The following is a 22,895-nucleotide window of genomic DNA, read 5'->3' as shown; positions in this document are numbered from 1 at the left end:
CTTACTCCACAGAAATAACGCATTGTTTAATTTTTGATTAGGATAATGATCAACAAAAAGACTTTGCTCTTTTTCGGTCGGCTTTTGTCTTGCCGTGTCTTATTTTTGTGGGCATCCTCAACAATATCAGGGGGGCTGATTATGAGGATTCAAACCTCTAGGTTTGGTATCGTTGAAATAACCGAACAAGACGTCATTGATTTTCCTGAAGGCCTTTTGGGCTTTAATGATTACCGTAAATTTGTCCTTTTGGACGACCCTAATGATGAAATATTTGCTTGGCTGCAAAGTTGTGAAGAGCCAGGTCTGGCTTTTCCAGTTCTGGAGCCAGAGCTTTTTGTCAGTAATTATGTTTACAGACTGTCTAAGTACGATTTGGAAGTTTTACAGCTCAAGTCGACGGAAGGGACGAGAAGTTTTGCGATTATAACAATACCAGAGGATCCTACTCAAATGACAGCTAACCTGAAGGCACCTCTGATTATAAATGTGGCCGCGCGGATTGGACGTCAATCGGTCATGCAAGACAGTACTTTGGCAATTAAAGAGCCAATTTTTGCGAAGCTCCAGCAGCGAGTCTATCAGAATCCTTCGCTTTCAATAAAGAGCCAGGCACTTGATTGGGGCGTGGCCGTGCGCTTGCCTGATCCGAAGTCTGTCCTTCAGCCGGAAGCCTGAGAAGTAGCGAGCGGGCTTTTTGTCCTGAATGTATCCGGGGCCTTTAAGTTTTCGAGCACAGTCCCCGAACAATTGGGTAACCAGGACGGTAATAACATTCTGCTAGGAGGGCGGCGCAATTCCCAAGGAGGGAGTCGCCTATGAGTTCAGCTATCAAGGATGGTCGAGATCCATTCATTGGATCTTTGAAAAAATTGAAATTTTTCTTAGCCATAGTTCTCCTCTTTACGGCGGTTTATCCGGCCACTTCGATGGCCCTCTCAATCTTTGAGGTGCGCCGACGATTGGCAATGACCAATGGTGAAGTCACGGAGAAGGATTTTTACTTAAATGGTGGAACCGAAAAGGGCTTAAAGCCAGGAATGATCGTGACCGTCATGCGCCAGATTGGCCTTTATGATGCTTACCAAAACAAGAGTCCGGGTGAACTGGTTATCCCCGTGGGAGAAGTCAAAGTTTTGTTCGTGCAAAAGGGAGTGAGTGTGGCTCGCGAGCATGCCCTGTTTGATCGTAAGAATCTTCCCATTTTAGATGAAAACTATCTTATGGTTGGTGATGAGGTCGATTTGACCTCTGCGCGAGCGGAAAAGGGGATTCGCGCACCGACATCAGAAACGGACAAGGTTTCGGCGAGGGAGCCGCAAGTCAATCCTGTCAAAGAACCCAGAATGGCAGTGAACAAAGTGCCCGCAGCGGCCCAGCCTGCTGAGCCAGCGGCTCCAAGCGTTTCGGAAGAGGCGCAACTGCCCTAATTAGGCGTTCTTTGTGTTTTCAGAGCCCCAAGTTTTTGGTACTCTTCGCCAGAAAAATTTGGTGAGGACTACGGTGTGATCTCCTATTTCATTTTAGAGCTTAAAGGGGTTTTGACCAGTGAAGAAGATGTTCTTACGGATTTGTGCTTTTCATCTGGCGCCAGTGGCGTCAGTGAAAATCTGCAATTTCGGCAAGAATCTCTTCGCTTTGAACCCGAAACAGTATCAACGGCTTATCATGATCTTGAGGTTTATTTTCCTTTGGCACCGGACAAGAATCTTTTATCGGAAATAACTCGGCGGTTTCCAAACCTGACCTTGAAAATTCGAGAGGAAGTGGAAAAGGATTGGCTAGAAGAGTGGAAGAAAGGTTTTGAGCCTTTTTGCTTGGCCGGAGATATTTGGATTGTGCCAAGCTGGAGTCAACCCCCTCCAGAGGCTATAAAAAAAATATTACTCGATCCAGGCATGGCCTTCGGAACTGGTACCCACGCGACCACCCAGTTGGCTGCCTGTTTTTTAGCAAACATCAACCTTGATGGAAAAACTGTACTGGACGTGGGCACAGGGACTGGCATTTTGGCGATGGCATCGGCGTTGTGGGGAGCAAAGCGTGTTGGAGCAACCGAAATCGACGTTCAGGCGCGCTCTGTGGCCAGCGAAAATATCAAACTAAACAAGATTGATACAATCAAAATATACGATGAACAAATCGAGGACGTACCTGGAAGCTTCGATGTTCTCGTAGCCAACATTATCGATGGAGTCCTGGTCGATCTTCGCGGGGCACTCATGGATCGCGTGGCCATCGGAGGAGATCTTATTTTGAGTGGGATTCTTTTGGAACGCGAACATGAATTTGTTCGTGAATTTGAATGGGAAGAGTATCATTTTATTCAGAGGGCCCGATTGGAAAGGGATGAGTGGGTGGGGTTTCACCTCTCTCGGGTTTTGCAGTGAGACGCTACTGGTTTGATTTAAAAGACCTCATAGATCATGAGATCCATCTGCATGGAGAGGTCTTTCATCATGTGATAGTCGTTTGCCGTCAGGGGGTCGGATCTAAGTTTGAAATGCTGACCTCAGGAGGTGCGGCTTATCTGGTAGAGGTCACAAAAGTGAAAGGAAAATCGGCCTGGGCGAAAATTCTTCAAGAGCGCGCCATAGCTCCTCTCGCAAGGCCTCACATTCATCTCGCCATTTCGATTCCTAGATTTCAGGTTATGGATGCGATCGTAGAAAAGGCGGTGGAGTTGGGAGTCTACGAAATTCATCCTTTCGTTTCTGAATATAGTTTTGTAAGGAATGTTGATGATCGCATCAGGAGCAGGTCGAAGCGATGGGAGAAGATTGTTCTAGGGGCGACCCAGCAGAGCGGGCGCGGGGATTTGATGGCCGTGGATGCTCCCGTCTCACTCAAAGAATTATTGTGCGATTATAGCAAAAGAGGCGGAGCCCTAGGATTATTCCCTTTTGAGGGAACGGCTCCACAGCATGTGCGTCAGGTTCTTGTGCCTCTGAGAACTCAAGTCACAGATGAAATTTGGATCTTTGTTGGCAGCGAGGGAGGGTATTCACTTGCCGAGATCGAATTGTTTCAATCCTACGGGATGTACCCAACAACTTTGGGTAGTCAAGTTCTCCGAGTGGAAACGGCTTGCTTGGCTTTGATCAGCATTTTAAAGTATGAATGGGATTTGATGAAGTGAGTTGGAAGGGAATAATGGAATGTCCGAAGAAATAGATGATTTTCAGATCAAGCCGCTAACCGAAGGCTTGGGTTTTCATAAGAAGGCTGTTCGTTTGGGAGAGAAGGTCTTGAAGACTGGTATTTCTCAGGACAATTTAAAGAAATCAATGCCATCAGTTCCTCCTGAATCATTTTTTGACCAGGGTAACAGCCAGGGTCAAAGAGAGGAGCTCGCGCGTCCAGCTAAGGCGCGCGAAGCGATGGATCAATTGGTGTCCAGCCTCAATCTTGGTGACGAGTACATGAATAAAGCGGCTCAAACTGCCGGCCTAGGGCCCCTTGTAACGCGAAATAAGGTAGAAATATCATCTACCCTTCCGCGTTATCCCGCGCACGATATTTTTTCTACGAAGCCGGACATTGAGCCTCAATCGCCCGCACCGTCTCCTACCACCCCCAATCCCGCATCGAGAAAAGCGCCCAGTCGACCGGTGGTCACGGGTAATTTACCAATCTCTCCAAGTGTCAGAGTTACGGAGCAGGTTCAGACGGGAGTGCGAAGAGGCGCGCACGATGCGAAGGGCGGGGTTTTGCGGCCGGCGGCCATCTCTCTTCCTTCAATAATTCTTGATTTCACTGTGGTTGTCGCCTTGAGTTTGGTATTTTTAGTGAGCTTGTTATCAGTCACGCAGGTTGAGGTTCTATCTGTGGCTTTTAACATGCGCAGCGACGGAGCGACGCAGATGAGTCTGAGTGTCTTGTTTGTCGCGATCATGCAAATGTACGTCGTTGTGTCGCGAAGTTTCTTCGGACGAACCCTAGGTGAATGGACTTTTGATTTTCAGATGGGTGATGATCGACAACACCGTTCGGGTCTTTATCCCTTGCTTGTTGCTTGGCGCAGTTTTTTGATTGTAATTTCAGGATTGGTTGTGCTTCCGCTGCTATCCCTGCTTTTTCATCGTGATTTGACGGCACGACTCTCAGGGCTGCAACTTTATCACCGCCACTAATTGGGAAGTGATCTGTCATGGGAAAGATATTAGAGGAAGCGGCCTTATTACGCGAACTCTCTCAGTTGAGAAACAAAAAGAAGGTGGGATTTACAAACGGTTGTTTTGATCTCCTCCATGTCGGCCATATCCGTTATTTGCAGGAGGCCAAGTCCCTCGGAGATATATTGGTTTTGGGTCTCAATTCGGATATGAGCGTAAGAAACTTGAAGGGGGAATCGCGACCCATACAAAATGAGCTGGACCGGGGTGAAATTCTCGCGGCCCTAGCCTGCGTTGATTACGTGATTATTTTTTCAGAAGAAACACCTTTGCGCCTGATTGAGGCCGTGCGTCCTGATATTTTGGTCAAAGGTGGTGATTGGCCCATTGAAAGAATCGTGGGAGCCGAGACCGTCTTGAAGCGAGGAGGCGAGGTGCGTACTCTGCAATTTGTTTCGGGGCGATCGACCAGCTCTATAATGGAAAAAATTTTACAGCTGGGTTGAGAGGAACTCTGAACTTTTACAAGCGAAGGCCCAGTTTAAGGCTGTACACAGGCTCACGGTAGCGATCGATTTGTGCAGCAAGAAAAAGATCAAAGAGATGAAGAGTTATTCCAACAACGCTGTGACCCTCTCTAACGAGTTCTTCGACTGTTCCTCGAGAAGTTGCAGGATCGGTTGAGACCACGACACCGTCGGGACCCTGAGCCGTGAATTGGGCTGAACTCGAGAGAAATCCGCCTCCAAAATAGAGAGAAAAACTGTTGACGCTGATTCCAGCAATTAATTCAGATCCAATTGTTTCTGTGACGAGGGAATCGCTCATATTAAAAATGTTTCCGTGCAGGAGGAGTGAAAGGTTGATAGGAAGAAAGCGAGCTTGGTAGAAGGACCACCTCGCTAATCCGCCATATTCGCTCATTTTGCTATCTTCGCTGAAAGGCACGAAATGAAAGAAGATGTCGACACTTTTGTAAAGGCCTTTTCCAATGGAGATGCTTGGAACACGAAACTCTCTTTCATCCTTATTTGTGCCGTCGCCAAGGCGTGAAAGATCTGCCACATTGACAAGTTCTAAACTGAGCCCTATTTCAAGTCCCGGATAGCCTCCAAGAGGGAAAGGGTTAGATAGAATTTTACTGCTTGTACCCAGTCCAACCAAACGAATAACTTCAACTCTGTTTTCGTGGTTCAGTCCTGTGGGCAGATCCAAAGCCATCGCTTTGAGGCCAAAAAAAAAGCTGAGCGGAATCAGTAAAATTTCTTTCTTATACATTGGGCCCATTATGGGCTAATGAAGGAAAAAGTCCAAGTTCCGTGTGACAATAATCATGTTCCGACTGGTGCGAGTAGCTTTTTTAGTTCATCCACTGCATTTTGCAACGCAGCTCTGATCTGGGGGGGCTCTGCTGATTTGGTCAATAGGAGTTCAAGGCCCGCCAGAAGATCGGAATATCGCTTTACCATCGGATTCTTGTTTTTCTGTTCGGATAGTTCAGCGGGGGAGGGCGTGCTTTTTTTGTTCAAATTGAGATTGGCGGAATTGACGACCAGATTGATCGCTTTTTCGCGCACGGGAGTGGCTTCTTGTGAGCGCACAACAGATTCTATGACCGGAAGGTAAGGAAACTGGGCATAGCGATCAAAGGCTTGGTTGGCTGAGCTACGCACGCTTGAGCCGTGAGATTCATCCTGTAAAAACTGAGCCAGGATAACAAAGCTGCGATAACCAGGGGTGGCATTGACAGCGTGAACACCCAGTTCACGCATACGCAACCGAGAATCTTCCAGCATGAGGTTGACGACGGTATAGAACACCTCAGGACTAATGAGGTTGCTATTTCGGTAATTAATTAGGTTGGTTGTTTCTTCGAGGCTTGGTTGATTCAGCACACGTCGAATCCATTCCTCGACCCCTGGAACTTCTGCCTTTTCCTTTTCAGGTGACTCAGGGAGAATGGGCTGATTTTTTTGTGTGTTTGCATCAAGCCCTCCGGTTGACTCGTTTGGATCAGTTTCGTCAGTGTGATCGTTGCGATCTGAATCATGGCCGGTCTCTATTTGTTTCAAGGCCTTTTCCTTATTTTCTTTGTCAGCGGCCTCTTTGTTTTTCTTGTTTTTTGCCTTGATCGCATCAGCGGCTTTTTTCTTCTTTTCGATGTCGGCCGTTGCCTTTTTGGCCAGTTCATTGAGCTTGGCGATGTTTTTTTGTTCGTTGGTGGTGCCTTGAGAATTATTCCCCTCTGCGGTCTGGACAGGCTTTTCATTCAAGTCAGGCTGGCCTTCGAATCGATTGTTCTTTTGAACTCCATCACCCTGAAATTGTGTCAATTGGAGGGGCTTTTGTCGCTTTAGATTGTCTTCAGGAAACCTCTGACGACTGTAAGGTTGCAAATCCAAATCGGTCAGCCCCTGGATTTCTGCCGTATCTGGTCTATTTTTCAATTTTGCCGACTTGAGAAGCTCAAAAAATGTACCTGCAACTAACAAACTGATGATGAGGTAGGGATTTAGAAAATTGCGCATAATTCAACTTCTCCTGATTTTGATAACGCAGAAAGAGTGCCAATCAGGTGACTGTTGTAACATATTGAAATAAATGAAGTTTTTTGTATCACATCAAGGCTCCTTAGAATCGGAGTGTGTAGAAATGAGACGGCTTTACTTAAGGATCCAGAAACCTTAAGCTTTCCGTAGAGTTATCAACGCCGAAGAAGGATCTCAATGTGTGACCAAATTCGTTCCCTGGTGGGCATGGCAAAAAACCGTAAGTTTCGCGACTTGGCGAGGCTTTTGACAATTCTTGAGCAGACAGGCTCCCGGTCTCTCTCTAATCCTCAACTATTGAGGCCTCCAACTACGGCATTGAGAGTCGGAATAACTGGTCCACCGGGTGCAGGAAAATCCACTCTTGTGGCAGAGCTGATTCGAGAGTGGAGAAGGCTAGGAAGCACAGTTGGGGTTTTGGCCGTGGATCCTTCGAGTCCTTTTTCTGGTGGGGCCATTCTGGGTGACAGGATCAGATATTCAGAACACTTCAATGATGAGGGAGTGTTTATTCGGTCATTGGGCACTCGTGGAAGTCTAGGTGGGCTTTGCGCCTCTTCTTATCTCATGTTGCGGGCTTATGATTTGTGGGGTTTTGATGTTGTGCTCGTTGAGACGGTTGGAGTGGGGCAAACTGAATTTGATATTCTTCATGTGGCGGATATAGTGAGTCTTGTTCTGGTGCCAGAATCAGGAGATTCGGTACAGGCGATGAAGGCTGGCTTGATGGAGATTGCAGACGTTTTTGTCATAAACAAGGCCGATCGCCCTGGAGCTGACAATCTCGCTCAAGAAATTCAGTTTTATTTTGATGAAAAAGGGGGCAAAAAAGAGGGTCAACGTCTGTACAAGACGGTTGCCACCGAAAGAAGAGGTACTTTTGAATTGGCAGAGGGACTCCAGCTTTTAGGAAAAGGAAGAAATACTCATAATTCTCGGCTTAACCCACAACGCCTCCGCCACGAAGCTCTTGCGCTCTTGCGTGGGAGCTGGGAGAGATCTTTTCGAGTGGCTATAGGGGAAATTGAAACTCCCGAAGAAATGCAGAGTCTGATTTTATCTAGTGAAAAAAGCTTTCCCAAAAAGGACCAAGGTTTTTGGTGAGGCGCAAATCTTGCTCAGAGTTTAAACCTTTTAGAATTGCGAGAGTGCGCAAATTACGTTCGTCCACTTTCTGAAATTGAAATTCAGAAGTTAACTGAGGATTATTTAGCAGTTGGTCGGTCTCGTTTACAAGGCGCTTCGCCCAATGCGAATTTTGGATGCATCCCAGATCTAGAACACCGTCAATTGCAAAGTTTGAGGCGCTAGTAAACCTTTGATTCAGCCAATCTGCGTTAGGTTCGGACCTCATGGGAAGGCGATTTGAATAAGGGGTTCCTTTAACGATCAAACGATTTTTATCCAAAATTTCAAATCTGGCGATAGGATCTCCTCTCAGCGATGCTGGATGGCGCAATAGGATGGGCGAGTTCGGAGTATCTGTTGGTGGTTGCGCGATGAGGTGAATGTAGCTCTGGTAAATAGCAGGTAGTTTGCCTGCGGCCAAGCTGGTCGCAAAATCCTCAGGGACCATTGACTGGCTCAAAGAAAAGTAGGGTTCGCTGGAGGCCCTTGTGCGTTTTTGCCCCTCAATCCAGATAGGATAGACATCCAATTGTTGGGAAAAAAAACCTCTTTTCAAGTTGATCTCTACAGCCAGGTACGGAGTACTTGATTCGAGCGCTTCTGGATCTGCCGAATAAGTTTGAAGAAAGAGTTGAAATGCCTCCTCATCGTTAAAGCGCAGTTGGTCGTAGTTTTGAAGGAGAGTCTCAAGGCCGATTTTTTCAGCTTCAAGACGTGCGAACTGGTCAGGCAATTCATGGTCCAATTTCCAAATCTGGTAGTCTCGTTCGCCGTCGTCGCGACGGAGAGAACTTTTAATGTTTGATTTCTCGCTGTTGACGAACTCGAGAAGCTTATTCACTTGATTGAGTTTGGCCGTCTTTTGAGCCTGAATCTCCTGCACGACATTCAGCACGGGGCGTGGTAGGTAATCAAACTTTACCTGTCGTGAGCGATAGGCCTTTAGTTTTTGGCTGAGTGACCAAAGGCGGTCATAGGTCTGGTCTGCCAAGGTAGGATAAAAAACACTTTCGCTTGTGTGAGGGACGTATTTTGGTGATTCTGAATTTGCGCGCTCGCCGAGGCCGATCCATTCGCAATACTCGCCGCGATCGGCGAGAGGTTTTTGGCCACGCTCGTAGCGAGTCATATTGTTAGCACCAATTGAAACGCCCATAAGCATAATCATTATGAAGGCACTTTTTTTGAGACGAGCCATTTGCTCCTTTCTGAGCGAGCCGAGGTGACACATGTCCTATCGGTGGAATAGGAAGAAACCTTAAAGACTTATGTCGGGGAGAAAGCTTGTTTTTGGATCAAAATGAGATGGTTTGGTTGGCATTTTTGGGATGCAGCTGTTTTCGTCGAAGATCAAATCTTTTTGTTATTTTATTGTCAGTTTTTTTCATGGGGCATTGAAACCGGGATCTTATCGAGCTAATTCATCCAACGCCATTGAATCGTCCATTGTTAAGGGATTGTTGTTTGCGACTAGTGATTTATTGGGTTGTTTTGACGTTATTTGGGACGAGGGTCCTTGCTCAGCCTGCCATTGTGGACTGCCGAGCAGAGGCCTTGTCAAATCTTCGTGCTTGTCAGCAAGTCATCGGATCGAAGGAGATAGAAATACGTCTCAACGAGTTTTTGGGTCCATTTGGTCTTGACTATGAAACATATAGGGAACTGTTGCCTACGGATCCAGCCGTGAGGAAAGTCCTCGACTCACGGGAACTTTCTGAATGGATAGAATCCAAACCACTTCGAGTGATAGCGGTTTCTGATGAGGATTTACGTGTGATTGATGGTCATCACATGGCCCGAATTCTCTATCTGTTGGGTAAACAAGAGGCAAAAGTGATTGTTTATTTTGACGAGGCTTTTCTTGAACTCTCAGAAGATGAAATCTGGAATTTATTTAAGCAGAACGGCTGGATCCACCTCCGTGATAGAGACCGTAATTCTATTCATCCCCATGAAATTCCTCGATTTATTGGCGACCTAAATGATGATCCTTTTAGAAGTTTGGCCTGGATGTTGAAAAAATTGAAAGCATTTAAAAAGACGGGCGTTTCCTTCCAGGAATTTGTTTGGGCAGACTTTCTTCACCGCGAGTTTGCCGAGAAAGGCCTGGATGTTGATTTTTCAAGTCGGGAGGCCTATCGCGAAGCACTCAAAGAGTCGGTTGAAATTATTGCTCAAAAGCTTGAGGTCTTAGAACTTCCAGGAAAGCGAAGCCTTGCTCCATCCCAACTTCGGGGGAGATGTGCTCAATTTATTGAAAAACATCTCTAGTTCTATAAATTTAAGAGGAACGGTGTCGTCCCTACTTGCGGTTTTTTAAATGGTCCTGCTTGGGCCTGATTAGAAATTTCCAAATCCCCAAATTCTCTGGGGGGGATTTTGTGTTTCATTCGTATCACTTGTTGGAGATCGATCGGGAGACGGAGTGGGAGTTGGGGGGGGCGCGGAAGCTGCGTCTTTTATCGCCTGGAATCGTTGTATTTCCGATCTGTAACGTTCAGATTCTGCCAAATAAGCTTCGTAGTAGCTACTGAGAGTTTCTCGACAAATAGATTCTGTGCCGGAAGAGGGGCCGTTGTCGCGGTCTCCAAACCCTCCACCAGGTTACTTGCTTGAGGGCATTGAGATTCGCAAATGTTTATGGCTTTATCGCATTCCTTGGCCTTTGCAGCGAACCTCGCTTCATTGATAATGGCATTGCTAATTTGACTCTCAGACATCACAGCCAGTCCATCACTGGGACTCGGATACGTTATTTGTACCTCAGGGCTATGCTCGCAGGTTTCCTTTGCTTCATTGAGAGCATTCACACATTGCGTGTTGGATGCGCTTTGTGCCTGCGCAAAATGGTAGGGACCACAAACTGAAAAGGCCAAATAAGATGAGAAACCCGCAATTGTGACAAAAATGTTGTATTGAAAATAAGCCATGTGACTCCCCTCTGTTTGAACAAGGGGAGTGCAAAGAACGGGCAAATAAAACGAGTCTAGCTTTTTATATGGCCAATGAAAACGTACACATACTGGTCATCCGAATAAAGTATTTGCAACAGATGCCTTTTTTCTCTTTTTAAGCGGGTTGCTTTCTTTTTATTGGAAGCCGCCGCCAGACACTGACATCTGTTTTCTATTGGGCTGATGATAACCCGTCGAAGTTTCAATTCGCTCTACTTTGCCGCACGAAGCCTGATATGTGCCCTGGTTGGCCGGATTGCTAACTTCCAAGATTTGAGAGGATCCGTCGCCCTGAGTTGATAGTTCCAAACCCTTAACCATACCTGATGGTCCCCTAACTTGAGTGAGTTGAGTTCCATTTTTGTTGAATGTCATTTGCAATGACCTCCTGCCTTCAAGAGGTACCACGACCACGTCGCAACACCTATTCGTGAGCGCATTTCCCGGATTTCCTGATGCCGGTTTAAACACGAGTCTTCCGTTGTGTCCGATGTTTACACGCGAGATCGTGCGCCCCCTAACGCTCACATCTCCCTCATAACCAGCTGGGAGATCTATGGATTCTCCGCCCGATCTATATGTCCAAGTTCTTCTCTCTTCATCAAATGCAAATTGATCTCTAGCGCTCCCCGTCTTCAATGTGACCTTGTTTGTGTCAAGGGCAAAGCTTGTTTCTCTAAAAATTTCTGACCACCCCAGTTGTACTGGTGTTGACAGGCAAGCATAGGATTGAACGGAAGAGGAGGCTACCAATAAGATTGCTAGGAACTGTTTCATATATATTTTCCTTTCATCTACTCAGACTATTTGAATCTCTCAAAGCATAAGCTTTCAAGAGAACTTGTCTTTGTCCTTGAGCAAAATTGAAGCCATGACCGAAAATAAAAAAAGCAAGTCTACTTGAATAGTTATGACTCAACAAAAGAAGTTTTTATTTTGAAAATTGGGCCTGGCGACAATTTTGGCTAAACACTAGAAAGGGAATTTGACGACCAAAAAAATGAGTTGGCAGAGATTGAGATATCGATCTGTATCGAGCAATGCGATAAAGGCCACCAGTAAAGTGGCCTTTATCGCATTGATTTATGATCACGTCCTTCTGTAAGCTACTTTTGAGCCGGCTCTTCGGGCATGGTGATAATGAGTTCAACCCTTCGATTTTGAGCTCTGCCAACATCGCTGGTGTTCGGAGCGACTGGTTGGGAGTCTCCCATCCCAGAAACAGTTATCGAGTTATCGGGCACTCCACTTTTTGCCATTTGGATTTTTACTGCTTGGGCCCTCTGTTCGGAGAGGATGGCATTGGTTTGTTTTCTGCCTGTGCTATCGGTGTGGCCAACGACCGTGATTCGGTTTTCTGGGTACTTTCTCAGAATATCTGAAATCTTGGCTACATTCTCTAAGGCTCCCGCCTTTAACTCTGCCGATCCAGAAGGAAATAAAATATCGCCCTTTAATTTGGTCAGAATTCCTTGCTCAGTTCGCTTTGTCTCAGCGACCTTTTCTAATTCCTTGGCCTGCTTGTCGAGCTTGTGTCCATGGGCACCACCGATCGCACCGCCCAAAGCGGCCCCGACCAAGGCTCCTTTGTTTCTATTCCCAGACTGATGGCCAATCACAGCTCCGACTGCCGCACCTGCAGCGGCTCCAACTGCGGCTCCAACTCCCGTGTTTTTGCCCGCATCCGCGCAACCAATGAGCGTCGCTAAATTAAGACTCGCCAGTAAACAAGTACAAAGGCCAAGCAAATGTTTTTTCTTCATCGCAGTACCTCCCAATAAATTGATTGATTTCAAGGCATCGTGGAAAAAATCTTCTCATGTTAAAACATGCCTTTCTTCCCATGCCAGCCTTTCTTTCTCATTTTTAAGCGATTTAATGCATTGTGCTAATTCATTCAATGTAACGCGCCGAGTAATATGGACTAAGTGAGGATGGTATTGTGCAAATTGCGAGTCTGGGTCCCATGGTGATTGTGTCAGATGATGACAAGCTTGATCATGAGCTTGAGTCGCGACGCATTCGGCTGGAGAAGGCCAAGGCCGGAGGAGCCCACCCGAGCGGAATGGATCAGGAAGTGGGTGAGGCGCCAGATGATAGTGATACCCGTGAGGGCTTGGAGCGCTTTCTCAAATTTCTCAAAAAGGAAAAGGAAAAGGAAAAGGAAAAGGAAAAGGGCCTGGAAGTTGATGATTTTTCAGTCGGAGAGGAAACAGAGATTCCCACGGAATTCGCAGGGTTGGGGGAGGGTTTGGAAGAAAGCGGCCGCACAAATGCCGGAAAAAAATCGCGTCCGCCATCTATCAAGACAGCAAGAAATTGTATGATTTTTCTTTATGAGAAATCAAAAACAGTGGAAGAGGATCTTCAGTTGAAGGGCTTCCATTTTGATAAAGCTGCTTAAAAATAACTATTTAACGCATAACATAAAAAAACTTTAAGTTATAACGCATAGCGCCGATAAAAAGAGTGACTGCTGAAATAGAACCGTCTGTGGGCACCGCTCGGGACCTTTGTGGGAGGAGGTCATCGCGGGGAGGGTGCTTTTATGTCGTTTCGAATTGGGTCGGCCGTGGCCTCGTTAACTGCTCAGAGATATTTACATAAGAATCAGCTTCAAACAGAAAAATCTTTGCGCTCGCTGGCATCTGGCAGACGCATTGTCCAAGCTGGTGACGACGCCGCTGGGTTCGCTATCGGTGAAAATCTGCGTGGACAGATCAGCGGCCTTCGACAGGCCAAGTTCAATGCTGAAAGCGCCGTTGCCATGATTCAAACGGCTGAGGGTAGTCTCAATGAACAAAATAATATTTTGATCAGGCTTCGCGAACTCTCTGTGTATTCGGCCAGCGACACAGTGGGAGAGGCAGAACGTGGCTTTTTGAACAAAGAATTTCAGCAGCTCACAGCGGAGTTTGACCGCATTGCTCAGTCCGCACGCTTTGGAAACAAGCAGCTCTTAACTGGTACCGGACAGCAATTTGAATTTCAAGTTGGGCCCTTTAGCGGGCCTGAAAATAGAGTGGAATTTTCTTTAGACGCTGATACCACGGCGGACAGCGTGGGTATCAAAGGGTCTTCAATAGAATCACAAAGTGAGGCGGTTGACACACTGAGTACCTTGGATTCGGCATTGCTCAGTATTGCGGGGGCCCGGAGTTCATTTGGAGCAGCTCAGAGTCGATTTCAATACACGATTGATGCCCTAGCAGCCCAAACAGAAAACATGGAACAGGCGCGATCCTTGATAATGGACGTAGACGTCGCTGACGAAGTCACCAAATTGGCGAGTTCCCAAATTCTGCAAGACATGGGCACTTCCGTGCTGGCACAGGCGAATTCCGATTCTCAGCGTGTGTTGAGGTTGATACCCACCTAGAAAATAAAAGACTGTATAAGTAATTTAAAAAAAGACAATCGAGGGCGGGCAGTTCGCGCAGCCAATTAGCGGCGGCCGTCTTGAGGTCAGTGGGACAATCAAGGCGGCCCTTTTCATTCACCGGCCAAAAATTTTTTTAGCGCCGAGAAAACTCGATCCAAATTCTTGATGTGTGGTGGAGCCACAAAAACGGTGTCGTCACCGGCAATCGTTCCTAAAATGTCAGCAGGCCGGTGGATGTCGAGTTCACGAGCAATCAGTGAAGCCGACCCAGGCTCTGTGCGAATAACGATCAAGGAACCATTGTGTTTCATTTCAACGACAAGACCTTGCAAGGCGCTCTTGACGGTTTCAGCAAGGGCTGGTGGAGATTCGGAAGAGATCAGTCGGTAGACTGTATGGCCCTGATCATCCAGCATTTTCACAGCGCCTAATCGCCTGAGATCTCTGGAAACCGTGGCTTGGGTCGTCAAGAAGCCTTCGCTTTCAAGCTGGTTTCTCAAATCCTCCTGGGTTGTCAGTACGCCCTTGAAGAGAATTTTTCGCAGCGCTAACAATCGGGAATCAGATTTGGATCGAGACTTAGTTTTTCCCATGATTCAAATCCTCAGAAACATCTGATTTAAAGTGAGAGGGATTCTCAGGGTATTCACTAAGGTCTCGGCAGAGATCCATGAGGAGAGCTTTCTGTACGTGCAAACGGTTTTGGCTCTGCTGGAAAATGACAGAATTTGGGTGTGTGATCATTTCGTCCGTGATTTCCTTTCCTCTGACCATGGGCATACAGTGCATGATAGCGGCCGTATTCTTTGCGTAACCGTAAAGCTCGCTGTTCAATTGAAAGGGAGAGAAAATTCGTTCTCTTTCTAGTTCTTCTCCCTCAAATCCCATACTTGTCCAGACATCTGTGTAAACCGCATCGGCATCTTGCATTGCGGGCAAGGGGTCGATGTCGCCATAGACATGACAATTGTTATTTTTTGCCAGCTCAAGGGCGCTTTTCACGATAAAGGAATTAGGTCCGTACCCGTCTGGGCAAGCATAAAAAACATCTGCGCCAAAGGCCGGCGCAATCAGTAACAAACTGTTGAGAACATTATTTCCATCTCCCAGCCACGCGATCTTTCGCCCCCTCAGATCTCCATATCTTTCGATGAGAGTCATAACATCGGCCAGTCCCTGACAGGGATGGTGGGTGTCAGAAAGCCCATTAATGACAGGAATCGTTGAGTGTTGAACCATTCTTTCCAAAGTTCGGTGTTCGAAAGTTCTCAACATAACGGCATGCACGAAGCCGCCCAAAACGCGAATTGTATCTTCAGGTTCTTCACTTTTTCGAGAGGTGGAAACAATTTCTATCGGATTGCCGCCAAGCTCGCTGACGGCAACTGAAAAACTCACCCGAGTCCGAAGGCTCGGCTTATCAAAGATAAGTGCGACGCTTTTATTGGCAAGAGTGGTCGTTCTCTCTGTGTTTCGAGTTCGTTTGAGACGAATGGCATGTTGAACAAGTTCATTCAGCTGCTGAGGAGAATATTCCTCACCGGTTAAAAAATAGCGAACCTTAGACATGAGAAACCTCTTCTTTCAATCGAGTGGTGCGACTCCGCAGTCGACAGATGGTTCCCACACCCCTCTCGGTAAAAAGTTCTTCAATCAGCGCATGTGGCCTCTGAGCATTGAGAATATGAACCGCTGAAACCTTCTGATTGAGGGAATGAATAATTGTTTGAGTTTTGGCCAGCATCCCGCCTGTGACCACTTTTTTCTCGATAAGAATTTCCAATTCTCCCGCATCAAGTTCAGGTAGAAGCTTGCCATCTGTGTCCAAAATACCATTTTGATCAGTGAGAAAGATGAGTTTCGAAACTCCCAAGGCCGAAGCCAAATAGCTGGCGGCCCAATCGGCGTTCACATTAAAGGCCTCTCCCTTTCGGCCGATGCCAATGGGAGCGATAACAGGAATAGTTTTGAGTACGGGATTTTTAAGGACGGACTGAATCAGCTCTGTATTTACCTTCTCAATTTTTCCCACGCGACCAAGTTGTGGATTCAATTGGCGACAAAGGAGAGTGTTGTGGTCGGCCCCAGAAAAGCCAACGGCGGCGAGACCATTGGCACTCAACTGGCGCACGATTCGACGATTCATTTTTCCGACCAATACTGTTTCAATGATATCCATCATCTCTGGAGTGGTAACTCTGAGACCCTCAATGAACTCCCACTTGATTCCCCGTCGGGTCAGCTCTTCATTGATTGACGGTCCTCCGCCGTGAACAAGAATGACAGATACTCCAACCGATTTTATTGCAATCAAATCACGACAAACGGATCGAACGAGTTCCGGCTTTTCCAAAGCCGATCCTCCGATTTTGATGAGCAAGGTTTTTCCAGTAAATTTCTTTACATATTTTAGCGTATCAATAACCGAACTCACCTCACTCATGAATACTCCGTGTTGATATCAACATAACGTTTAGAAAGATCACAACCCCAGGCCGTTGCCTCAAATTCGCCGCCATGCAAAGATATTGATATTCTGATTTTTGAGGCCTTCATCAGTGCCTTTACCTCAGATTTTTCAAAGATTGCGGGGGCACCGCCCGCAAACAGTTTTACATCCTGAATGTAAAGATCCATTTTATTGAGGAGAGGGCCAGGAATGCCTTCAGCGCCGAGTCGTGCTAAAATTCTTCCCCAGTTTGGATCTTCCCCATGAATTGCCGTTTTTACCAAGGGGCTTACGACCACGCCACGAGCTGCCTTGCGACACAGAGCTAGATTCGAAGCACCGGTTATCTGAACTTCTATTAACTTTGTGGCTCCCTCTCCATCTGTCGCGATGGCCTGGGCCAGGGTTGTTGCCACTCGTTTGAGACCGCTAAAGAATCGTTCCTCATCAATCAGGGAACTGATCGTCACTCCGCTCGATCCATTTGCCATCATGAATACGCAATCATTGGTCGAACTGTCGCCATCCACCGATATCATATTAAAGCTTTCATCAGCGGACTCTTTTAAAAACCGCGTTACTTGCTCTTGGCTCAACTTGGCATCCGTGAGCAAGTACCCCAACATAGTGGCCATATTGGGATGAATCATACCGGATCCCTTGCTGATTCCAGCAATTTCTACTGTTCCTCCGCTGAGTTCAATTTTTAACGAAGCCGTTTTGGGAACAAGATCTGTAGTGAGAATTGCCAAGGCAAAAGGCTCTGCCGCTTCTCCCAATCGATGTACCAATTCTGGAATGGCGGGTAAAATTTTATCGATATCGACCTGTTGGCCGATCACACCAGTTGAGGCGACCAGCACGTCTTGAGTTGAAATCTTTAGGGCCTTTGCCACTTCCTGGACCATCATTAAATTATTCTTTTCTCCGACTTCGCCCGTCGCGGCGTTGGCTTGGCCACTATTCGTAAAGATAGCCCGAATTGTCTGGGAGGGTAGCAAAGCTTGAGAATAGAGAACGGGGGCTGCTTTGCATTCATTGAGCGTAAAAACTCCACTGGTTTGACAAGGCAATTCAGAGTAAATTAATCCAATGTCGGGTCGATATCGTCGCACCCCACTGTTGATACCGCTTGAGAAAAAGCCTTTTGGGAGCGACGTGCGATAGATTCCTGCACCTAAGGTCATGTGAGAGCCTCCAGATGATCTAAACCACTGTCGAGCGGGAGATCATAAAGGAAATTAAAATTCTCTACGGCCTGGCTAGCTGCTCCCTTGAGTAAGTTATCCAAGAGCGAGAATAAAAATATTTTTCCATCGATGACTTCATATCCGAGGTGGGTAAAGGCAGAGCCTACAACCGACTTCAAGCGGAGAAGATGAGGTTGAGACTTGATGTGACCCCAGCGGACAAGTGGATAATTCCCAAAATGCTTTGCATAGGCCCCATCGATTTTTTGGCACAGGATTTGGTCCTTACATCGAAGTGTGGGCCTCAAATAGAGGCTCGAGATAATTCCACGGCGGACATTGAGCAAATGGGTATTCATTGTCAGATCAACTTCTGCTCCTGAAAGAGACTTGATGGCCTGGATAATTTCAGGCTGGTGCTGGTGGATACCGACTTTATATGGAAGGCATTCCTCCGAAACTTCTGAAAAGGAAAGCAATTCTTCAATTTTACGTCCAGCGCCTGTAGTTCCCGACTTCGCATCTATGACAATCTGACCAGGTTCGATGAGTTCATCCCTCAGGAGAGGGATGAGCGCCATGAGAATGGAGGTCGCATAGCATCCGGGATTAGCGACGAGACCTGTGCTTTTTATTTCATTAAATGGCACCAAACCATAGGTGGCCTGATTGGCCATTTGAACCGAATCAGGAGCCTCTCCGTACCAATGACGGTAGATGTCCCTATTTGATTTATTTGGTAAGTCCTTGAGCCGAAAGGCTCCAGAGAGGTCTATGACATGGGCTCCCTGTTCGAGTGCCGAAGCAGCCAGACTCCAAGAAGCTTGGTGGGGAGTGGCCATAAATACAACATCGATATCTTCGAAATGAGGATTTTCTAAACAGGGAGGGAGAGCGCGTCCAGGAGGAGGCTTCAGATAGCTACTCAATTCAAAATGGGAGCTGGCACTCACGAATTCAAGCTTCATTGATGGATGGCGCATGCAAATTCGCGTAACCTCCAGCCCGGAGTATCCGCGGGCGCCAAGGATTGCGACTCGCGAGAGGGACCTGTCCTTACGAAGTAGATTTGTCACCTGGTTAGATTCCCTTTCAACTGGCTTATTGCAAATGTCCACAAACCGGCATACGCATAATTATGCAATTAGTTGCATAATTATGCTAAAATATCCAGCTAAATTTCAAAAAAAATAAAAAAATGGAAATTTATGCACTTCAAGTTGACGGCATTCGGGTTTATCTTTTATGTCCTGTCAGCTGAGTGTGGGTTTTGTGTCAGTTCCTTCGGTGGGGCAGACAACAAATGCAATGAGAATTCGATGAGAATGCGAGAAAGGCGACTTATGTCAAAGACTGTTGTGTTGGTATATTCTGGGGGATTGGACACATCTATTTGTATTCCGTTAATGCGGGAAGAATATGGTTACGAGCGAATTGTGACAGTGACTGTTGATGTGGGACAACCACAGTCTGACCTGGATCAGGCGCAGGACAAGGCAAAAGCCTTGGGAACTGAGCATTACACCGTTGATGCAAAAGAGGAATTTGCCAAAGATTACTGTTTTAAGGCGCTCCAAGCCAATGGGGATTATCAGGGATATCCGATGAGCACTTCAATTGCTCGTCCTGTGATTGGGGCAAAAGCTGCTGAGATTGCACGCCAGTTAAATGCGACCTCCTTTGCTCATGGATGTACTGGCAAAGGGAACGATCAGTTCCGTATTGAATTTGCAATACGGGCGATGATTCCTGAGGCCGTCATTCACGCGCCTATTCGAGAAAGGAATATGACTCGGAGTTGGGAAATCGATTATGCGAAAAAGCGAAATATTCCAATTCAACAGAGTTTAGACAAGATCTGGTCAATTGACGAGAATCTCTGGGGAAGATCAATCGAGGGCGGACGCCTGGAGGAACCGAATTTTGTTCCTCCTGAGGAGATCTATCAGTGGACGTTGAGTCCAGAGAAAGCTCTATCTGTGCCGGAATCGATCACTCTCAAATTTGAAAAGGGAGTTCCAGTAGAATTCAATGGTAAGAGTCTGAGTCCAGCACAAATGGTTGTTCAGTTGAATCGGCTTGCTGGTGCTCATGGGATTGGCCGCATCGATATTATGGAAGATCGTATGTTAGGCTTGAAGGTAAGGGAAAATTACGAGTGTCCTGCGGCAACCATTCTTCTCAAAGCTCATAGGGCATTAGAAAATCTAGTTCTTACAAGAGAGGAAATTCGATTTAAGTCCTTGGTTGACCAAGAATGGAGTCGAATGGCCTATGAAGGTCTTTGGTGGGACCCATTAAAGGAAAATCTCGAAGCATTCATTGATCAGACACAGCTGAGAGTGAATGGGCTTGTGCAATTGAAGTTATTCAAAGGGGTGGCTCAGGTCATTGGTCGTGAATCCAAATGGGCGCTTTACAATGAAGATCTAGCGAGTTTTGATTCTTCGACTTTTGATCAGAATGAGAGTACGGGGCAGGTCAAGAATTTTGGCATGCAATCACGCATGTATTATCAACTTAAGAGGGCGAACACGTAATGGCGAAGTTGTGGGGCGGAAGGTTTGGTAAGGAGATGCATCAAGAAGTTCTGGCCTTTACGAGTTCCATCGCCATAGATCAACGTCTTTGGCCATACGATATTCAGGGGAGTCAGGCCCATGCTCGAATGTTGGGAAAATGTGGAATCATTAGCCTGCCCGATTCTGAGCTGATTGTGCGTGGTCTTGATTCGGTTGCAGCCAAGCTTTCCTCAGGCGAGTGCAAGTTTCAGTCTGAGGCTGAGGATGTCCATTCGGAAGTAGAAAGACTTCTTGCCGAAGAAATCGGAGAGGTGGCAGGTAAGCTTCATACAGCACGCAGTCGAAACGATCAGGTTTTACTGAGTACCAAGCTTTATCTGCGGGTAGCGGTCACTGAATGGTTAGATGAATTGCGGGCCCTGCGCGAGGTCTTGAAAAATAATGCAAAAAATCATCTCAATACCTTGCTCCCCGGTTTGACTCACACCCAGCATGCGCAGCCAGTCAGTTTGGCTCATCATCTGATGGCCTATTTTTGGATGTTCCATAGAGATGGAGAGAGGCTCATCGATTTTAAGAAGCGGCTCAATAAATGTCCCCTTGGAGTTGCCGCTCTGGCTGGAACAGGATTTTCAATTGATAGGCGGATGGTAGCCAAAGAATTGCAATTTGATGGGGTCACCGAAAATAGTCTTGATACCGTCGGAGACAGAGATTTCGTTTTGGAGTTATTGTCCATCGCTTCTATCACCATGACTCATTTCTCTCGTTTGGCCGAAGAATTCATTTTATGGTCGACACCAGAGTTTGGATTTTTGACTCTTGACGACAGCGTGACCACGGGCAGTTCCATCATGCCTAACAAAAAGAATCCAGATGTGGCAGAGCTCATTCGAGGGCGAACGGGGGTTGTTTTTGGTCAGTTGATGGCGGCCCTCACATTAATGAAGGCAGTGCCCCTGAGTTATAACCGTGATTTTCAAGAGGATAAGGAACTCGTTTTCAAATCTCTGGATATCCTTCGGGGATCGACGCGCATGTTTGTTTTGATGCTCGAAAACGCAAAATTTCATCCAGAGAAAATGGCAAAGAGTTTATTGGGTGATACCTCCAATGCGACCGACCTTGCCGATTACCTTGCGAAGAAGGGCTTACCCTTTCGTCAGGCTCATGAGGTGGTTGGCAAAATTGTAATGCATTGTGCCTTAACTGATCAACCAATCGAGGCATTGGATTTAAAGACATTTCGCCAGTTCTCCCCCCTCTTCGAGTCGGATGTGCTCTGCGTTGTACCTCATCGAGCAGTGATGGAAGCAAGGACATCGGAAGGCGGGACAGCGCCTAATGCAGTGAGTCGTCAGATAAAAATAGCCGAATAGAAAATCTTTCAAATTTTTTTTCGAAGATTCGCTCCTCTGATTTCAAGCACAAGACGCAGCAAGACATAGAAAACCTAGACCAAAGGCCTAAAGCTTCCTAGACCAAAGCCGAGAAGCTTCCTGAACACGTTGGAGCACGCTTGATGGACTTCTGTTTCAGCAGTCACTGAGTAGAAGGCTTATCGAGAGTCAGAAAGGAAGGGGCCATCGGTCCTGACCTTTCTGCAAACCTCCAAATTTAAAAACTGAATATTAACAACCAAGGCAATGATTGCCACCTTTACGCGTCTGGCCGTGGGGCCAGGGGATTCTTTATAACCCGGAGAATCTGTGTGCGAAGTGGGGCCTAAACAGGATGGTGCCACAAGGTTTTTGGGAGGTACAAAATGGGCTTAAGGATTCATACAAACATCGCTTCAATCAGCGCACAGAGGCAGCTGACGAAGCAGCAAAATCGAATGGAGCACGCTGAGCAAGCATTGGCCTCAGGCAGTCGCATCGTCACCGCCGCTGACGATGCGGCCGGTTTGGCAATTTCGGAAAATATTCGTGGTCAGCTCGCGGGCATAAAGATGGCTCGCAACAACGCCTACAATGCCGGCTCATTGATTCAAGTCAGTGAGGGCGGTCTCAATGAGATTAACAATATTCTCATTCGTTTACGTGAATTAGGCGTACAGGCAGCTTCTGACACTGTCTCAGAAGTAGAGAGAAGTTTTCTCAATCAAGAGGCTCAACAAATGGTTGATGAATCCGACAGGATTGCAAAATCAACTCGATTTGGAAATAAGACCTTGCTGGATGGGTCCGGCGAAGAATTGGAATATCACGTGGGCCCATTCTCCGGTGAGGAAAATATTATTCGATACAAAATCTCTGCGGATGCGACGGCTTCGACATTGGGAATCGATGGAATTTCAGTCGAGGACAAGGATTCGGCTCGATCTACATTGGAAGCTGTTGACCAAGCAATAGTCAAACTCGGAAATTTGAGAGCTGATTTTGGCGCGGTCCAAAGCCGCTTGCAGATTACAACTTCCAATTTGGATATTCAAAATGAGAACTTATCCGCAGCAAAATCACGAATTAGGGATGCCGATGTGGCATTTGAATCTGCTGAGTTGGCCTCGGCACAGGTTCTTCAAGCCGCCTCTGTTTCTGTTCTCGCGGCTGCTAATCAAAATGGAGCATCTGCACTTAAGTTGCTCAATTGAAAATAGAGTTTTG

General features: G+C 46.7%; 24 protein-coding genes. 13 read left to right on the top strand and 11 right to left on the bottom strand.

The genetic code is table 11. From position 1 onward, the window contains the following. The first annotated feature begins 141 nt into the window (after positions 1 to 141). From IPJ71_08795 to rfaE2, 6 genes are all read left to right on the top strand, one after another. Positions 142 to 678 (top strand): flagellar assembly protein FliW, encoded by a 537-nt coding sequence (locus tag IPJ71_08795; protein ID MBK7843777.1) that lies wholly within the window; start codon positions 142 to 144, stop codon positions 676 to 678. 140 nt (positions 679 to 818) lie between these two features. After that, entirely contained in the window at positions 819 to 1,430 is a 612-nt protein-coding gene (locus IPJ71_08790) for a hypothetical protein (protein MBK7843776.1), read from the top strand. A gap of 75 nt (positions 1,431 to 1,505) precedes the next feature. Further along, positions 1,506 to 2,390: a 50S ribosomal protein L11 methyltransferase gene (locus tag IPJ71_08785; GenBank protein ID MBK7843775.1), complete on the top strand. Its 885-nt coding sequence runs from the start codon at positions 1,506 to 1,508 to the stop codon at positions 2,388 to 2,390. Next, positions 2,387 to 3,139, top strand: a complete 753-nt coding sequence (locus tag IPJ71_08780) for a 16S rRNA (uracil(1498)-N(3))-methyltransferase (protein MBK7843774.1) — start codon at positions 2,387 to 2,389, stop codon at positions 3,137 to 3,139. The genes IPJ71_08785 and IPJ71_08780 overlap by 4 nt, the downstream gene beginning before the upstream one ends. A gap of 19 nt (positions 3,140 to 3,158) precedes the next feature. Further along, on the top strand, positions 3,159 to 4,133 hold the full coding sequence (locus IPJ71_08775; protein MBK7843773.1) for an RDD family protein: 975 nt from the start codon (positions 3,159 to 3,161) through the stop codon (positions 4,131 to 4,133). Between the two features lie 17 nt (positions 4,134 to 4,150). After that, positions 4,151 to 4,621 carry a D-glycero-beta-D-manno-heptose 1-phosphate adenylyltransferase gene (rfaE2, locus tag IPJ71_08770; GenBank protein ID MBK7843772.1) on the top strand — a complete coding sequence of 157 codons (471 nt, stop codon included), beginning with the start codon at positions 4,151 to 4,153 and terminating at the stop codon, positions 4,619 to 4,621. A gap of 16 nt (positions 4,622 to 4,637) precedes the next feature. On the opposite strand, the gene IPJ71_08765 is transcribed toward rfaE2, so the two are convergent. After that, positions 4,638 to 5,393, bottom strand: coding sequence for a hypothetical protein (locus tag IPJ71_08765; GenBank protein ID MBK7843771.1), 756 nt, complete (start codon positions 5,391 to 5,393; stop codon positions 4,638 to 4,640). A 53-nt stretch (positions 5,394 to 5,446) separates the two neighbouring features. Further along, a complete protein-coding gene (locus IPJ71_08760) occupies positions 5,447 to 6,643 on the bottom strand; it encodes a hypothetical protein (protein ID MBK7843770.1) in 1,197 nt (398 codons plus the stop codon). 228 nt (positions 6,644 to 6,871) lie between these two features. On the opposite strand from IPJ71_08760, the gene meaB reads away from it, so the two are divergent. Continuing rightward, positions 6,872 to 7,768: a methylmalonyl Co-A mutase-associated GTPase MeaB gene (gene meaB, locus IPJ71_08755; GenBank protein MBK7843769.1), complete on the top strand. Its 897-nt coding sequence runs from the start codon at positions 6,872 to 6,874 to the stop codon at positions 7,766 to 7,768. Here the strand turns inward: meaB and IPJ71_08750 are convergent. After that, entirely contained in the window at positions 7,725 to 8,990 is a 1,266-nt protein-coding gene (locus IPJ71_08750) for a hypothetical protein (GenBank protein ID MBK7843768.1), read from the bottom strand. The two genes, meaB and IPJ71_08750, sit on opposite strands and share 44 nt — an antisense overlap. 266 nt (positions 8,991 to 9,256) lie before the next feature. On the opposite strand from IPJ71_08750, the gene IPJ71_08745 reads away from it, so the two are divergent. Continuing rightward, positions 9,257 to 10,063: a hypothetical protein gene (locus IPJ71_08745; protein ID MBK7843767.1), complete on the top strand. Its 807-nt coding sequence runs from the start codon at positions 9,257 to 9,259 to the stop codon at positions 10,061 to 10,063. Positions 10,064 to 10,251: 188 nt separating this feature from the next. Here IPJ71_08745 and IPJ71_08740 read toward each other — a convergent pair whose 3' ends face one another. The 3 genes from IPJ71_08740 to IPJ71_08730 all read right to left on the bottom strand — a co-directional run bounded on the left by IPJ71_08740 (position 10,252) and on the right by IPJ71_08730 (position 12,509). Further along, the gene (locus tag IPJ71_08740; GenBank protein MBK7843766.1) at positions 10,252 to 10,722 is read right to left on the bottom strand and encodes a hypothetical protein; all 471 of its coding nucleotides are present in this window, start codon (positions 10,720 to 10,722) and stop codon (positions 10,252 to 10,254) included. A 159-nt stretch (positions 10,723 to 10,881) separates the two neighbouring features. Beyond that, the gene (locus IPJ71_08735; GenBank protein MBK7843765.1) at positions 10,882 to 11,523 is read right to left on the bottom strand and encodes a hypothetical protein; all 642 of its coding nucleotides are present in this window, start codon (positions 11,521 to 11,523) and stop codon (positions 10,882 to 10,884) included. 329 nt (positions 11,524 to 11,852) lie between these two features. Then, positions 11,853 to 12,509, bottom strand: a complete 657-nt coding sequence (locus IPJ71_08730) for an OmpA family protein (protein MBK7843764.1) — start codon at positions 12,507 to 12,509, stop codon at positions 11,853 to 11,855. 179 nt (positions 12,510 to 12,688) lie between these two features. Here IPJ71_08730 and IPJ71_08725 point away from each other — a divergent pair, with 179 nt between their 5' ends. Further along, positions 12,689 to 13,150 carry a hypothetical protein gene (locus IPJ71_08725; GenBank protein ID MBK7843763.1) on the top strand — a complete coding sequence of 154 codons (462 nt, stop codon included), beginning with the start codon at positions 12,689 to 12,691 and terminating at the stop codon, positions 13,148 to 13,150. A gap of 144 nt (positions 13,151 to 13,294) precedes the next feature. Beyond that, on the top strand, positions 13,295 to 14,125 hold the full coding sequence (locus IPJ71_08720; GenBank protein ID MBK7843762.1) for a flagellin FliC: 831 nt from the start codon (positions 13,295 to 13,297) through the stop codon (positions 14,123 to 14,125). 113 nt (positions 14,126 to 14,238) lie between these two features. Here the strand turns inward: IPJ71_08720 and argR are convergent, their stop codons facing one another. Genes argR through IPJ71_08695 form a run of 5 tightly spaced genes read right to left on the bottom strand, consistent with a single transcriptional unit; the run spans position 14,239 to position 18,843 of the window. Further along, positions 14,239 to 14,721: an arginine repressor gene (gene argR / locus IPJ71_08715; protein MBK7843761.1), complete on the bottom strand. Its 483-nt coding sequence runs from the start codon at positions 14,719 to 14,721 to the stop codon at positions 14,239 to 14,241. Further along, positions 14,708 to 15,697: an ornithine carbamoyltransferase gene (argF, locus tag IPJ71_08710; protein MBK7843760.1), complete on the bottom strand. Its 990-nt coding sequence runs from the start codon at positions 15,695 to 15,697 to the stop codon at positions 14,708 to 14,710. Before argF ends, argR begins: the two co-directional genes overlap by 14 nt. Beyond that, positions 15,690 to 16,571: an acetylglutamate kinase gene (argB, locus tag IPJ71_08705; protein MBK7843759.1), complete on the bottom strand. Its 882-nt coding sequence runs from the start codon at positions 16,569 to 16,571 to the stop codon at positions 15,690 to 15,692. Before argB ends, argF begins: the two co-directional genes overlap by 8 nt. Beyond that, positions 16,568 to 17,764 (bottom strand): bifunctional glutamate N-acetyltransferase/amino-acid acetyltransferase ArgJ, encoded by a 1,197-nt coding sequence (gene argJ / locus IPJ71_08700; GenBank protein MBK7843758.1) that lies wholly within the window; start codon positions 17,762 to 17,764, stop codon positions 16,568 to 16,570. Before argJ ends, argB begins: the two co-directional genes overlap by 4 nt. Continuing rightward, complete coding sequence (locus tag IPJ71_08695; GenBank protein MBK7843757.1) at positions 17,761 to 18,843, bottom strand: N-acetyl-gamma-glutamyl-phosphate reductase; 1,083 nt, start codon at positions 18,841 to 18,843, stop codon at positions 17,761 to 17,763. The genes argJ and IPJ71_08695 overlap by 4 nt, the downstream gene beginning before the upstream one ends. A gap of 267 nt (positions 18,844 to 19,110) precedes the next feature. Between IPJ71_08695 and IPJ71_08690 the strand changes: the two genes are divergently transcribed. The 3 genes from IPJ71_08690 (at position 19,111) to IPJ71_08680 (ending at position 22,882) form a co-directional block, all read left to right on the top strand. Further along, entirely contained in the window at positions 19,111 to 20,307 is a 1,197-nt protein-coding gene (locus IPJ71_08690; GenBank protein MBK7843756.1) for an argininosuccinate synthase, read from the top strand. Next, positions 20,307 to 21,668, top strand: coding sequence for an argininosuccinate lyase (gene argH, locus IPJ71_08685; protein ID MBK7843755.1), 1,362 nt, complete (start codon positions 20,307 to 20,309; stop codon positions 21,666 to 21,668). The genes IPJ71_08690 and argH overlap by 1 nt, the downstream gene beginning before the upstream one ends. Positions 21,669 to 22,054: 386 nt before the next feature. Beyond that, positions 22,055 to 22,882: a flagellin FliC gene (locus IPJ71_08680; protein MBK7843754.1), complete on the top strand. Its 828-nt coding sequence runs from the start codon at positions 22,055 to 22,057 to the stop codon at positions 22,880 to 22,882. Positions 22,883 to 22,895: the final 13 nt, after the last annotated feature.

This window comes from Bdellovibrionales bacterium (assembly GCA_016714165.1).
GTDB lineage: Bacteria > Bdellovibrionota > Bdellovibrionia > Bdellovibrionales > UBA1609 > JADJVA01.
The sequence above is the reverse complement of the archived record's forward strand: the minus strand, read 5'-3'. Positions and strand labels throughout refer to the sequence as shown.